The sequence below is a fragment of the Vibrio harveyi NBRC 15634 = ATCC 14126 = KCTC 12724 genome (assembly GCF_001591145.1).
Lineage (GTDB): Bacteria > Pseudomonadota > Gammaproteobacteria > Enterobacterales > Vibrionaceae > Vibrio > Vibrio harveyi.
This window is the reverse complement of the sequence record NZ_BCUF01000043.1, coordinates 1-12,025: the sequence shown is the minus strand read 5'-3', so window position 1 is coordinate 12,025 and position 12,025 is coordinate 1. Positions and strand designations below refer to the sequence as shown.

Below are 12,025 nucleotides of genomic sequence, written 5' to 3'. Positions count from 1 at the left end.
AGTATAACAAACTGATAACGATAATTTTCCCTGAGAAATCAACACAAGGACGACCATTTGGCTGTTGCTACGCCCATTCCTCCGAGGGTTCTGGTTATTTATGCTCACCCAGAACCGCAAAACTCCATTGCCAACCAAGTGATGATTAAAAAAATCGAATCACTGGGTCATGTCACCGTGCACGATCTTTATGGCGCGTACCCTGATTTCTTTATTGATGTGAACTACGAACACGATCTGCTGATGTCGCATGATGTGATCGTTTTTCATCATCCTCTCTATATGTATTCCTGTCCTGCACTGTTGAAAGAATGGATGGATCGTGTGTTGGGCAAAGGTTTTGCGTTCGGTGATGGTAGCGCATTAGCGGGTAAGTACTGGCGCAGTGTGATCACTACTGGCGGTAAAGAGGATGCGTTCAGCCCGATGGGTTACAACAAATACCCACTTGAGCAAATTCTACAACCGTTTGAACTGACTGCCGCTTTATGTCAGATGCATTGGATTGAGCCTTTAGTGCTGTACTGGTCGCGCAATGTATCGGACATCGAACGTTATCAGCATGCTGAACAATATCGTCAATGGCTGAACAACCCCCTGAGAGAGTGGGATGAGCAAGGAGGTTACCATGGCGATAACCAGTGAGTTTCTTCAAAGTAGTGTGGTATTCCTTTCTGCTGCCGTTATTGCAGTGCCGATTGCCCAGCGACTTGGTCTGGGCTCTGTGCTTGGCTACCTGATTGCAGGCGTTCTAATTGGTCCTTGGGGGCTGGGGTTAATCAGTGATGTGGACGCGATTCTCCACTTCGCCGAACTCGGGGTGGTGTTGCTGCTGTTCTTAATTGGTTTGGAACTGAACCCCAAAAAGTTATGGCAGATGCGCGGACCAATCCTCGGTCTGGGTGGTGCCCAAGTTATTGTTACCACGGCGGTGATAGGCAGCATCGTCAGCCTGTTTGGATTGAGCATGCAAGTGAGCTTAGTGATCGGTATGGGCTTGGCACTCTCGTCCACCGCGATTGCACTAAAAGTGATCGAAGAACAGGGGCAAGCCGGTACGGAAACCGGACAATCGGGTTTTGCGGTGCTGCTGTTCCAAGATATTGCCGTCATCCCGATGCTCGCCATGCTGCCATTACTCGCCGGTGGTCAAAGCGGCGGTGATTGGTTAGATGCTATTTGGGTGTTAGGCAGTGTGGTTGCGTTATTAGTTGGCGGTCATTTCCTCTTACGTCCTCTGTTCCGTTTTGTGGTGATGAGTGGTGTGCGAGAACTCTTCACCGTTGCCGCCCTCCTAGTCGTACTTGGCATTTCTGTTGCGATGCAAAAGCTGGGGCTGTCGATGGCACTCGGTACTTTCTTAGCGGGTGTGTTACTGGCAGAAAGTGAATACCGTCATGAACTAGAAATCGCGATTGAACCGTTTAAAGGTCTACTGCTTGGCTTGTTCTTTATTGCTGTGGGTATGGCAGTGAATCTTGGTTTATTAGCCTTGCAACCGTTCGCAATTATTGGTGCCGTGATTGCTCTTGTGGTGGTCAAAGGTTTGGTTCTGTATGTTTTGGCTCGCACTGCTCGAGTTCGTGCGAAGTCGCGCAGTCGTATGGCAGCGATTTTGAGCCAAGGTGGTGAGTTTGCGTTTGTGATTTTCACCGCGGCAAGCCAAGAAGGTATCTTAACCAAGGAGCAAGTTGCCTTTTTGTTGGTGGTGGTGAGCTTGTCGATGGTGACCACGCCGCTGCTGCTCATGGGACAGAAAAAATGGTTTGCGCACACGCTTAACCAAGAAGAAGAGAGCGTCACGACCAATGTGGTGGATCGTCGACCACGAGTGATCATCGCAGGCTTTGGTCGTTTTGGTCAGATTGTTGGACGCCTGATGTACGCCAACAAGATCAAAGTAACAGTACTAGAAAGTGACGCGAGCCAAATCCACTTGCTGCGTAAATACGGTTATAAGGTGTTTTATGGTGATGCGACTCAGATTGATTTGTTACGCGCCGCGGGAGCGGATAAAGCAGAAGCCTTAGTGATCTGTACCGACTCACCAGATGAGGTGATGGCGATTGTCGACATTTGCCGTGCGCACTTTCCGAAGTTGAAGATCCTTGCCCGTGCTCGCAGCCGCGTAGAAGCCTACCAGTTAATGAACCACGGCGTGCAAAATTACTCGCGAGAAACCTTTTTAGGCGCATTAGATCTAGGTCGCCAAGCGCTCGTAGAATTAGGCATGCACCCGTATCAAGCAAAGCGGGCAGAAGCACATTTTCGCAAGCTAGATAATGCTATGCTCAAAGACTTATTGCCTCAGCATAATGAGGATAAAGAGCTCGCTCAACGCTCGAAAGAAGCACGTAAAGAACTAGAAGAAATCTTCGGTCGTGAAATGGAAAGCGACCAACAGTCGCCAAATCATTGGAAGTAGTACCCGCGCAGCATTAGGCGGGAAAAGGAACAAAAGTGAAAGCCAAGAAACGTTTTATCGCGGGTGCAAGCTGCCCGCAATGCAGTCAGCAAGATACTCTGCGCTGGTGGATTGATAACAACATTGAGCTGGTTGAGTGTGTCGACTGCGATTATACCGAGCAGCGTAAACCGCAATCTGTAGAAAAAAATAAACACTCAGAACAAGAAATGATCGGGATTTTTAAGCCTGAGTAATTGAACTTCGTTAATTGATCCCCATAATACTATCATCTCGGTACTTAACCCCATTCTGGTTAGGTCAATTAATCTCCCTGGAGTTAGTATGAAAATTGAAAAGAACGTTGTTGCAAGCCTTGCATACAAAGTAATGTTGGAAGACGGTGTTGTTGTTGATCAATCAACTTCTGAAGCACCTCTTGATTACCTTCACGGTCACAACAACCTAATCACTGGTCTTGAGAAAGAACTAGAAGGTAAAGTGGCTGGCGACAAGTTCTCAGTAACAGTAGCTCCTGAAGATGCGTACGGCGACCACAACGATGCACTAGTGCAACGTGTTCCTGCAGACGTATTCCAAGGCGTTGACCAAATCGAAGTTGGCATGCGTTTTCTAGCAGATACTGACCAAGGTCCAATCCCTGTAGAAGTAACTGAAGTAGACGGCGACGAAGTTGTTGTAGACGGCAACCACATGCTAGCTGGTCAAACACTAACTTTCGAAGTAGAAGTTATGGCTACTCGTGAAGCGACAGCTGAAGAGATCGAACACGGTCACATCCACCAAGGTGGTGGCTGTTGTGGCGGTCACGACCACGATCACGAAGGCGGCTGCTGCGGTGGCGAAGAAAAAGCTGACGACCACGAATGTTGTGGCGGCGGCGGTTGCGGTTCTCACTAATCGCACGCTCTTCACTAGATAACGCTATCTAGCAAAGCTTTAAAAAGCGCAAGTTGAGGTTTCAACTTGCGCTTTTTGTCTATCTGGGGTGTAGTGCCAATCATACAAGGAATAACAGTTGGACAAAGCGATGACGAAACCTTTCTCGATTGCCATTCATGGCGGTGCAGGCACTATCTTGCGTGAACAGATGAGTGACGAACTGCAACAATCCATCTTGGCGGATTTAGAAGCTGCGGTAAAAGCGGGGCATCAAATCCTAGCAACAGGTGGTGAAGCCATAGATGCGGTCGTGGCGGCAGTGAAAGTGCTGGAAGACTCTCCTAATTTTAATGCGGGTAAAGGCTCGGTACTGACCCATAACGAGATGGTCGAAATGGATGCCTCTGTGATGGATGGTCGACATCAAGCCGCAGGGGCAGTCGCTGGGGTGCGTCATATCAGAAACCCCATTGAACTCGCTCATGACGTGATGCGAAACAGCAACCATGTATTGTTGGTGGGCGAGGGCGCAGAGAAGTTTGCTTTTGAACAAGGTCATGAGTACACCGAGCAGGATTACTTCTTTACCGATCGCCGCTATGAGCAGTTGCTGTCTATGCGTGAGAAAGGACTGTTTGCTCTGTCGGAATCTCGTTACCCAGATGATCGTAAGCACGGTACGGTTGGTGCGGTGGCTTTGGACCAGCAAGGCAACTTAGCCGCTGCCACCAGTACTGGTGGCGTGACCAACAAGAAATACGGTCGAGTGGGAGACTCCGCTCTGATTGGTTGTGGTACGGTGGCAGAGAATGGTGTCGTCGCGGTTTCCACTACGGGCGTCGGTGAGTTCTTTATTCGTAAACGTGTTGCGGAAGACGTTGCAGCACGCATGCGTTATTTGCAAGAAGACGTTCATACGGCGTGCGAACACATTATTCAGGGTGATTTAAAAGCAATGGGCGGCGAAGGTGGTTTGATTGCAATTGATGCTAAAGGTGAGCTGCACTTTGCGATGAACAGTTCTGGCATGTACCGAGCTGGCATCAATACACAAGGCGAGCTGACCGTTAAAATCTACGCAGACGAATAATTTCGTCCCGCTCATTCCTAAGCAACATTTTTAAGTTGCGAATACAACAAAGCCCAGAACACGTTCTGGGCTTATGCTATTTGAGCTTGCATTTTAATAATGCGGTGGTGGGGTTTCTTCTGACGGATCGGCTAAATTCGACGAGTCCATATTTTTCACTTTACCTACCACATATTTCATCTGATCGAGCATCTTGGTAATTTGCAGTTGTTGCTGCGACAAGGCGCCGTTCAGATCTTCAATAGTCTGTTCTTGGAACGCAAGCTGACATTCTAAGTCATTGATGCGTGCTTCCAATTGCTGAATGATTTTATCTGTCATGATCCGTTCTCTAGCTGCCAAGCTTGGGCAATGCCCGCAGAAGTGGCAGTAATTACACGTTGCTTGGAATCAAAGGCTGCATCATACACGACCGCGCGGGGAGGGCGAGTATCTTTTTTCGGCTCAACTTCAAATCCATCGACGCGTTTGCCGGTCTGGGTATCCCACACCATCACACGACCTGAAGGTGTGCCAGTTACTAACAAGCTGCCATCATCGGAGAAGCGCGCCGTCGAAAAGATTAACTGACGAGACCAACTGCTCAGTTGCGTGACTTCTTCACCCGTCTCTAAATTCCAGATGATGGCTTGGTTGCCACCGTCTGAGGTCATGGCCAGTTTGCCATCTCTCTGTAAAGCGACTCTGACTACGCGTTGGTCGTGCTCAAAGGTACGCAATACCAGCCCTGTTTCGGTATCCCACAGATACGCTTTGTAGTCGTTGCCACCTGTGAGAGCGAAGCGACCGTTGGGCGAGATAGCGACAGAATTGACTTTTTCTTGGTGCGCAAGGAACTCTAGCCGACGACCAGTGACTAAGTTGACGTAAATCGCTTTACCGTTGGACAGTCCAAGTAATACCTGTTCACCGTTACTGGTGATATCAACGTCTCGAATCAGCGCGTCATCGATAGACCACAGCCCTTCAGCTTGAGTCCATCCGAGATCCCACACAGCGAAGTTCATTTGGCTTGCTGTGACTGCATAACGACCATTGTCTGAAATGCGAATATGGGAGACCACGTTGGCGGCTTGATCGAGTTCACCCAGCTTTGCGAGTTGTTTGTTTTGCTCCAAATCCCAAAGAACCAATTGGTGCTCTTTGGAGTACAGCAGCGCAAATCGACCATCTCGGCTGAGCGCAAAGCTGGTGGAACCTTGTGGTTCGAGTGACCAACGTTGAACATCACGATCGGTAAAAAAGCATCCATTTAACGTGGTGATGACAATTAAATATAGGAATAAATGAGAAATTCTTTGCATCACATCTAATAATCCGGTTTGTGTCTTAAGACATATAGCTAGTATATTGGTATAACGATTGTCTTCACTAGTCTCATAGAAGATTTGTGCACAACAACCAGTGGCTAAGCCATTATTGGGAGAATTTAATGAAATCAGTTTTAAAAGTGTCGCTACTTGCTGCAACAGTAATGCTAGCGGTAGGTTGTCAAAAAGAAGAAACAAAACCAGAAGCAGCACCTCAAGCAGAACAAGTTCAAGCAGAGACTGGTAAAGCAGTTCACTTTAAAACAGACGATGACAAAGCGGCTTACGCGATCGGTGTTTCATTTGCTAACTACCTAAGCACTAGCATTGAAAAACCAAGCGAAATTGGCATCAACCTAAACAAAGACCTAGTTCTTAAAGGTATCGAAGACGTATTTAAAGATAAAGCAGCGCTAAACGAAGAAGAAACTCGTGCCGCTCTAGAATCTCTAGACAAGCGTGTTGCAGAAACTATGCAAAAGCAAGCGGCTGAGAAAGCAGCTGAAGCGAAGAAAGCTGGTGATGACTTCCGTGCGGAATTCGAGAAGCAAGAAGGCGTAGTGAAGACAGAATCTGGTCTTCTATACAAAGTTGAAACACCGGCTGAAGGCGAGAAGCCAAAAGACACCGACACAGTTCAAGTACACTACAAAGGTACTCTGATCGACGGTACTCAATTCGACAGCTCTTACGATCGTGGCGAACCAGCAACGTTCCCACTAAACCGCGTAATCCCAGGTTGGACTGAAGGTGTTCAGCTAATGCCTGTAGGTTCTAAGTTCAAATTCGTTATCCCGCCAGAGCTAGCATACGGTGACCAAGACACACCGAGCATTCCTGCTAACTCAACGCTAGTATTCGAAGTTGAGCTACTAAAAATTGAGAACGACAACGCTGCTCAATAATTATCCTTAGCGATAACTCGATGAAAAAAGGTCCGTTTTACGGGCCTTTTTTGTTCTAGGTCACTAGTTGGTGAGTTTGCTAGGTTGCCTTTCAAATTTTCTGATAAACTTACACCAATTTGTTGATTTTTCGCTCGAAGGCTTATGACAACTACAGAAACAATAAATGCGGAAATGTTGCTCGAAATGGAATCTGTCAACGTGATGCCATTTACCGAGCACGATAAAATCATCTTGAGATCTTACGAAGCGGTCGTTGACGGCATTGCCAGTCTTATTGGTCCGTTCTGTGAGATCGTTCTTCACTCACTGGAAGACCTCAATACCTCTGCAATCAAAATCGCTAACGGTGAGAACACCGGTCGTCAGGTAGGTTCTCCTATCACTGACTTAGCACTTAAGATGCTGAAAGACATCGAAGGTTCTGAGCGTAACTTCTCACGTTCGTACTTCACCCGCGCTAAAGGCGGCGTATTAATGAAGTCGATCACCGTTGCTATTCGTAACGGCGAAAACCGTGTGATTGGTTTGCTTTGTATCAACGTCAACCTTGATGCGCCTTTCTCTCAAGTGCTGCAATCTTTCATGCCAACGCAAGAAGCGAAAGAAGCGGCGTCATCCGTTAACTTCGCAAGTGATGTTGAAGAACTCGTAGACCAAACGGTTGAGCGTACGATTGAAGAGATCAACGCCGATAAATCGGTATCGAACAATACCAAGAACCGTCAGATAGTGATGGAACTGTACGACAAAGGTATTTTCGATATCAAAGACGCTATCAACCGTGTCGCAGATCGCCTGAATATCTCTAAACACACCGTTTACCTATACATTCGTCAGCGTAAGACTGAGGACGAATAAGCGTGAGTGGATTAACTTACACGCTGGTAGTGAACGGCCCGGTTTACGGCAGTCAATCGGCGCGCAGCGCATATCAATTCGCACAAGCAGTAATTGAACAAGGACATACTTTGGTGAGTGTGTTCTTTTACCAAGATGGCGTCACCAATGGTACGGCTTTGAGCGTGCCTGCCAACGACGAGTTTGACCTAACCAAAGCATGGCAATCACTCGCACAGCAACACGATGTTCGTCTGGAAACCTGCGTAGCAGCCGCTTTGCGTCGCGGCATCATCAGCGAAGATGAGGCGAATCAACATGGTCTTGAGCAGAACAACCTAGCGACAGGGTTCGAGCAAGCCGGTTTGGGGAGCTTAGCCGAAGCCATGTTAACGCAAGATAGAGTGGTGCAGTTTTGAGTCAGTTAACTTACCTATTTCGTAGCGCGCCTCATGGTAACAATGCAGGGCGTGAAGGTGTGGATGCGCTGTTAGCAGCGTCTGCGTACTGTGAAGACATCACCGTTCTATTTGTTGGGGATGGTGTGTATCAGTTACTGCTTGGACAAGAGCCTAAAGGCATATTAAGCAAAGACTACGCACCAATGCTGAAGTTGTTCGACTTGTACGACATTGAGCAAGTGTTTGTTTGTGCCGATTCGCTTGCCGAGCGTGGCTTGGCTCAAGCCGATTTAGTCATTGATGCAGAGGCGCTAAATACAGAGCAACTAAAAGCTCAACTGCAACAAGCGGGCAAACTGCTGTCATTCTGAGGAAGCCATGTTACATATCATCAAATCCGTAGCTGCATTAGACGATGCAATGGCACTGTACAGTGAGCAAGATGATGTCTTGTTGATTGAAGATGCCGTGTACGCTGCGAACCCTCAGCATAAGGCATTCAGCAAGGTAAAAGGTCCATCAATGTTTGCGCTGCAAAGCGATATTGAAGCCCGCGGCATGAGCAATCGTATCAGCCCATCTATTGAGGTGATTGGCTATGCTGGCTTTGTTGAACTAACAGCAAAACAAGCCAAATCTCTGACTTGGGATTAACCCTTCTTTCCTGTCGATTGAGCTTTACGGATTAATTGCCCTAATTGAACAAAAAAGATCCGTATATTTCTTGACACACCTCTCACTGCTGCATAGAATTTTGCGTCCCTAACTGCCAACCGCTGTTAGGGATAGATTTTTCACAAAGCTTACTTTCAAGTAAATCAGGAGCTAGTTAATGGCAACTATTAACCAGTTGGTACGTAAGCCACGTGCAAAGCAAGTTGTTAAAAGCAACGTGCCTGCACTAGAAGCGTGCCCACAAAAACGTGGTGTATGTACTCGTGTTTACACTACTACACCTAAAAAACCTAACTCAGCACTTCGTAAAGTTTGTCGTGTACGTCTGACAAACGGCTTCGAAGTTACATCGTACATCGGCGGTGAAGGTCACAACCTTCAAGAGCACAGTGTTGTACTAATCCGTGGCGGTCGTGTAAAAGACCTTCCGGGTGTACGTTACCACACTGTTCGCGGTGCACTTGACTGTGCTGGCGTTAACGACCGTAAACAAGGTCGTTCTAAGTACGGTGTGAAGCGTCCTAAGTCTTAATGGATTCCGTTAAGTAAGGCCAAACACTAAATTATTTTTAATTTTTTGAAAAAACTGAAAAGTTTTGGATAAAACCTGAAGAAGACAACGGAGAAAATCCATGCCACGTCGTCGCGTCATTGGTCAGCGTAAGATCCTTCCAGATCCAAAGTTCAAATCTGAACTGCTGGCAAAATTCGTTAACATCCTAATGGTTGACGGTAAAAAATCTACTGCAGAAAAAATCGTTTACACTGCACTAGATTCTATGGCTGAAAAGTCTGGTAAAGACCACTTAGCTATTTTTGAAGAAGCTCTTGAAAATGTTCGCCCAGCGGTAGAAGTTAAATCTCGCCGTGTAGGTGGTTCAACTTACCAAGTACCTGTAGAAGTACGTCCGGTTCGCCGTAACGCACTTGCTATGCGTTGGTTGGTTGAAGCTGCGCGTAAGCGTGGTGAAAAATCTATGGCTCAACGCCTAGCTGCTGAAATGCTAGACGCGTCTGAGAACAAAGGTACTGCGGTTAAGAAACGTGAAGACGTTCACCGCATGGCTGACGCAAACAAAGCGTTCGCTCATTACCGTTGGTAATACCTTTTCAGTGCTGCAAGGTTCCTTGCAGCACTTCTTTAGTTCCTATGCCTATGCTAGGAACTATTGCTATATCTAGGGGATAGCATTTTTTAGTTATAGCAATAGTCCCTATCTCTAAGTTAAGAGGATTCAATCGTGGCTCGCAAAACTCCTATTGAGCGCTACCGTAATATCGGTATCTGTGCTCACGTAGATGCAGGTAAAACAACCACTACTGAACGTATTCTGTTCTACACTGGTCTGTCTCATAAAATCGGTGAAGTTCACGATGGCGCAGCAACCATGGACTGGATGGAGCAGGAGCAAGAACGTGGTATCACAATCACGTCTGCGGCGACTACTACCTTCTGGCGTGGTATGGAAGCACAATTCCAAGAGCACCGCGTTAACATCATCGACACCCCTGGACACGTTGACTTTACTATCGAAGTAGAGCGTTCTCTACGCGTACTTGATGGTGCAGTTGTTGTGTTCTGTGGTTCATCTGGTGTTGAACCTCAGTCTGAAACTGTATGGCGTCAAGCTGACAAGTACCACGTTCCACGTATGGTATTTGTTAACAAGATGGACCGTGCAGGCGCTGACTTCCTACGCGTTGTGGACCAAATTAAAAACCGTCTTGGTGCGAATCCTGTTCCAATCCAACTGAACGTTGGTGCAGAAGATGATTTCCGTGGTGTTATCGACCTTATCAAGATGAAGATGATCAACTGGAATGAAGCTGACCAAGGTATGTCGTTCACATACGACGAAATTCCAGCTGAAATGCAAGAGCTTGCAGAAGAATGGCGCAACAACCTAGTTGAAGCGGCAGCAGAAGCAACTGAAGAGCTAATGGACAAGTACCTTGAAGAAGGTGAACTGTCTGAAGCAGAGATCAAACAAGCTCTACGTACTCGTACACTAAACAACGAAATCGTACTGGCTACTTGTGGTAGTGCGTTCAAAAATAAAGGTGTTCAAGCAGTACTAGACGCAGTGATCGAGTTCTTGCCATCGCCAATCGACGTACCTGCAATTAAAGGTATCGACGAAAGAGAGAACGAAGTTGAGCGTCACGCAGACGACAACGAACCGTTCTCAGCACTAGCATTCAAGATCGCGACTGACCCATTCGTGGGCACACTAACTTTCATGCGCGTTTACTCAGGTGTTGTGAACTCAGGTGATGCTGTTTACAACTCAGTAAAAGACAAGAAAGAGCGTTTCGGTCGTATCGTTCAGATGCATGCGAACAAGCGTGAAGAAGTAAAAGAAGTTCGCGCTGGTGATATCGCAGCTGCTATCGGTCTGAAAGACGTTACAACAGGTGACACACTATGTGACCAGAACCACAAAGTGATTCTAGAACGCATGGAATTCCCTGAACCTGTAATTCAGATCGCTGTAGAACCTCGTTCTAAAGCAGACCAAGAGAAAATGGGTATCGCGCTAGGTAAACTGGCAGCGGAAGACCCATCATTCCGCGTGGAAACGGATGACGAAACAGGTCAGACTCTGATCTCTGGTATGGGTGAGCTTCACCTAGATATCATCGTTGACCGTATGAAGCGTGAATTCAGCGTTGACTGTAACGTTGGTAAACCTCAGGTTGCTTACCGTGAAACCATTCGTGGTAAAGCGGAAGTAGAAGGCAAGTTCGTTCGTCAATCTGGCGGTCGCGGTCAATACGGTCACGTATGGATCAAACTTGAACCTTCAGAGCCTGGTGAAGGTTTCGTATTCGTAGACGAGATTGTGGGTGGTGTGGTTCCTAAGGAATACATCAGCTCGGTATCGAAAGGTATCGAAGAACAAATGAATAGTGGTGTTCTAGCGGGTTACCCTGTTCTAGATATTAAAGCAACACTATTTGACGGTTCTTACCACGATGTTGACTCAAGCGAGATGGCGTTCAAGATCGCTGGCTCGATGGCATTCAAGAAAGGTGCACTAGAAGCACAACCTGTGATTCTAGAACCAATGATGAATGTTGAAGTAACTACGCCGGAAGATTGGATGGGTGACGTTGTTGGTGACCTAAACCGCCGCCGCGGTATGATCGAAGGTATGGATGAAGGTGTGGCTGGTCTTAAGATCATTCGTGCTCAAGTTCCACTATCTGAGATGTTTGGTTACGCAACTGACCTACGTTCTGCAACTCAAGGCCGTGCGTCTTACTCTATGGAGTTTAACGAGTACGCTGAAGTACCGAAAAACTTCGCAGATAAAATCATTGCAGACCGTGGTTACTAATTAAAACGCTTTGAGCTGAAAAAAAGTCCAGCTTTTTTTAAAGATCAATGCGTCCAAATATTGCGCTAACAGGCGTTGGCGCATAAAATAACAATTTCTGGCGCGTCGAGATCAATAATGATCACGGCGAATCATAACTAGGAAGGAACACGATTG

At 47.0% G+C, this 12,025-nt stretch carries 15 protein-coding genes; 13 read left to right on the top strand and 2 right to left on the bottom strand.

Annotated features, from left to right (window positions below; all coding sequences use genetic code 11):
• Positions 1-57: 57 nt before the first annotated feature.
• From kefG to VHA02S_RS19280, 5 genes are all read left to right on the top strand, one after another.
• Entirely contained in the window at positions 58-645 is a 588-nt protein-coding gene (kefG, locus tag VHA02S_RS19300; RefSeq protein ID WP_005451460.1) for a glutathione-regulated potassium-efflux system ancillary protein KefG, read from the top strand.
• Positions 629-2,425, top strand: a complete 1,797-nt coding sequence (gene kefB / locus VHA02S_RS19295; RefSeq protein WP_038897874.1) for a glutathione-regulated potassium-efflux system protein KefB — start codon at positions 629-631, stop codon at positions 2,423-2,425. Before kefG ends, kefB begins: the two co-directional genes overlap by 17 nt.
• 35 nt (positions 2,426-2,460) lie before the next feature.
• A complete protein-coding gene (locus VHA02S_RS19290; protein ID WP_005432753.1) occupies positions 2,461-2,661 on the top strand; it encodes a YheV family putative zinc ribbon protein in 201 nt (66 codons plus the stop codon).
• A gap of 88 nt (positions 2,662-2,749) precedes the next feature.
• Positions 2,750-3,325 carry a peptidylprolyl isomerase gene (slyD, locus tag VHA02S_RS19285; RefSeq protein ID WP_005432768.1) on the top strand — a complete coding sequence of 192 codons (576 nt, stop codon included), beginning with the start codon at positions 2,750-2,752 and terminating at the stop codon, positions 3,323-3,325.
• Positions 3,326-3,455: 130 nt separating this feature from the next.
• Positions 3,456-4,397, top strand: coding sequence for an isoaspartyl peptidase/L-asparaginase family protein (locus VHA02S_RS19280; RefSeq protein WP_038897878.1), 942 nt, complete (start codon positions 3,456-3,458; stop codon positions 4,395-4,397).
• Positions 4,398-4,490: 93 nt separating this feature from the next.
• Here the strand turns inward: VHA02S_RS19280 and VHA02S_RS19275 are convergent, their stop codons facing one another.
• Both VHA02S_RS19275 and VHA02S_RS19270 read right to left on the bottom strand, forming a co-directional pair.
• On the bottom strand, positions 4,491-4,718 hold the full coding sequence (locus tag VHA02S_RS19275; RefSeq protein WP_005451463.1) for a SlyX family protein: 228 nt from the start codon (positions 4,716-4,718) through the stop codon (positions 4,491-4,493).
• Positions 4,715-5,701 (bottom strand): WD40 repeat domain-containing protein, encoded by a 987-nt coding sequence (locus VHA02S_RS19270; protein ID WP_005451464.1) that lies wholly within the window; start codon positions 5,699-5,701, stop codon positions 4,715-4,717. The genes VHA02S_RS19275 and VHA02S_RS19270 overlap by 4 nt, the downstream gene beginning before the upstream one ends.
• A 128-nt stretch (positions 5,702-5,829) precedes the next feature.
• Between VHA02S_RS19270 and fkpA the strand changes: the two genes are divergently transcribed.
• From fkpA to fusA, 8 genes are all read left to right on the top strand, one after another.
• The gene (fkpA, locus tag VHA02S_RS19265; protein ID WP_005451465.1) at positions 5,830-6,612 is read left to right on the top strand and encodes an FKBP-type peptidyl-prolyl cis-trans isomerase; all 783 of its coding nucleotides are present in this window, start codon (positions 5,830-5,832) and stop codon (positions 6,610-6,612) included.
• Between the two features lie 144 nt (positions 6,613-6,756).
• Entirely contained in the window at positions 6,757-7,473 is a 717-nt protein-coding gene (locus VHA02S_RS19260; protein WP_005438378.1) for a helix-turn-helix transcriptional regulator, read from the top strand.
• 2 nt (positions 7,474-7,475) lie between these two features.
• A complete protein-coding gene (gene tusD / locus VHA02S_RS19255) occupies positions 7,476-7,871 on the top strand; it encodes a sulfurtransferase complex subunit TusD (protein WP_005438379.1) in 396 nt (131 codons plus the stop codon).
• Positions 7,868-8,224 (top strand): sulfurtransferase complex subunit TusC, encoded by a 357-nt coding sequence (tusC, locus tag VHA02S_RS19250; protein ID WP_005451467.1) that lies wholly within the window; start codon positions 7,868-7,870, stop codon positions 8,222-8,224. The genes tusD and tusC overlap by 4 nt, the downstream gene beginning before the upstream one ends.
• A gap of 7 nt (positions 8,225-8,231) precedes the next feature.
• On the top strand, positions 8,232-8,507 hold the full coding sequence (tusB, locus tag VHA02S_RS19245; protein ID WP_029789491.1) for a sulfurtransferase complex subunit TusB: 276 nt from the start codon (positions 8,232-8,234) through the stop codon (positions 8,505-8,507).
• Positions 8,508-8,685: 178 nt separating this feature from the next.
• Positions 8,686-9,060: a 30S ribosomal protein S12 gene (gene rpsL, locus VHA02S_RS19240; RefSeq protein ID WP_004399892.1), complete on the top strand. Its 375-nt coding sequence runs from the start codon at positions 8,686-8,688 to the stop codon at positions 9,058-9,060.
• A 100-nt stretch (positions 9,061-9,160) separates the two neighbouring features.
• Complete coding sequence (gene rpsG, locus VHA02S_RS19235; protein ID WP_005438390.1) at positions 9,161-9,631, top strand: 30S ribosomal protein S7; 471 nt, start codon at positions 9,161-9,163, stop codon at positions 9,629-9,631.
• A gap of 138 nt (positions 9,632-9,769) precedes the next feature.
• Positions 9,770-11,869 (top strand): elongation factor G, encoded by a 2,100-nt coding sequence (fusA, locus tag VHA02S_RS19230; protein ID WP_038897876.1) that lies wholly within the window; start codon positions 9,770-9,772, stop codon positions 11,867-11,869.
• Positions 11,870-12,025: the final 156 nt, after the last annotated feature.

Coding starts and splice junctions, on each gene's coding strand:
- kefB (WP_038897874.1), top strand. CDS start 629: ATGGCGATAACCAGTGAGTTTCTTCAAAGTAGTGTGGTATTCCTTTCT.
- slyD (WP_005432768.1), top strand. CDS start 2,750: ATGAAAATTGAAAAGAACGTTGTTGCAAGCCTTGCATACAAAGTAATG.
- VHA02S_RS19280 (WP_038897878.1), top strand. CDS start 3,456: ATGACGAAACCTTTCTCGATTGCCATTCATGGCGGTGCAGGCACTATC.
- VHA02S_RS19275 (WP_005451463.1), bottom strand. CDS start 4,718: ATGACAGATAAAATCATTCAGCAATTGGAAGCACGCATCAATGACTTA.
- VHA02S_RS19270 (WP_005451464.1), bottom strand. CDS start 5,701: ATGCAAAGAATTTCTCATTTATTCCTATATTTAATTGTCATCACCACG.
- fkpA (WP_005451465.1), top strand. CDS start 5,830: ATGAAATCAGTTTTAAAAGTGTCGCTACTTGCTGCAACAGTAATGCTA.
- VHA02S_RS19260 (WP_005438378.1), top strand. CDS start 6,757: ATGACAACTACAGAAACAATAAATGCGGAAATGTTGCTCGAAATGGAA.
- tusB (WP_029789491.1), top strand. CDS start 8,232: ATGTTACATATCATCAAATCCGTAGCTGCATTAGACGATGCAATGGCA.
- rpsL (WP_004399892.1), top strand. CDS start 8,686: ATGGCAACTATTAACCAGTTGGTACGTAAGCCACGTGCAAAGCAAGTT.
- rpsG (WP_005438390.1), top strand. CDS start 9,161: ATGCCACGTCGTCGCGTCATTGGTCAGCGTAAGATCCTTCCAGATCCA.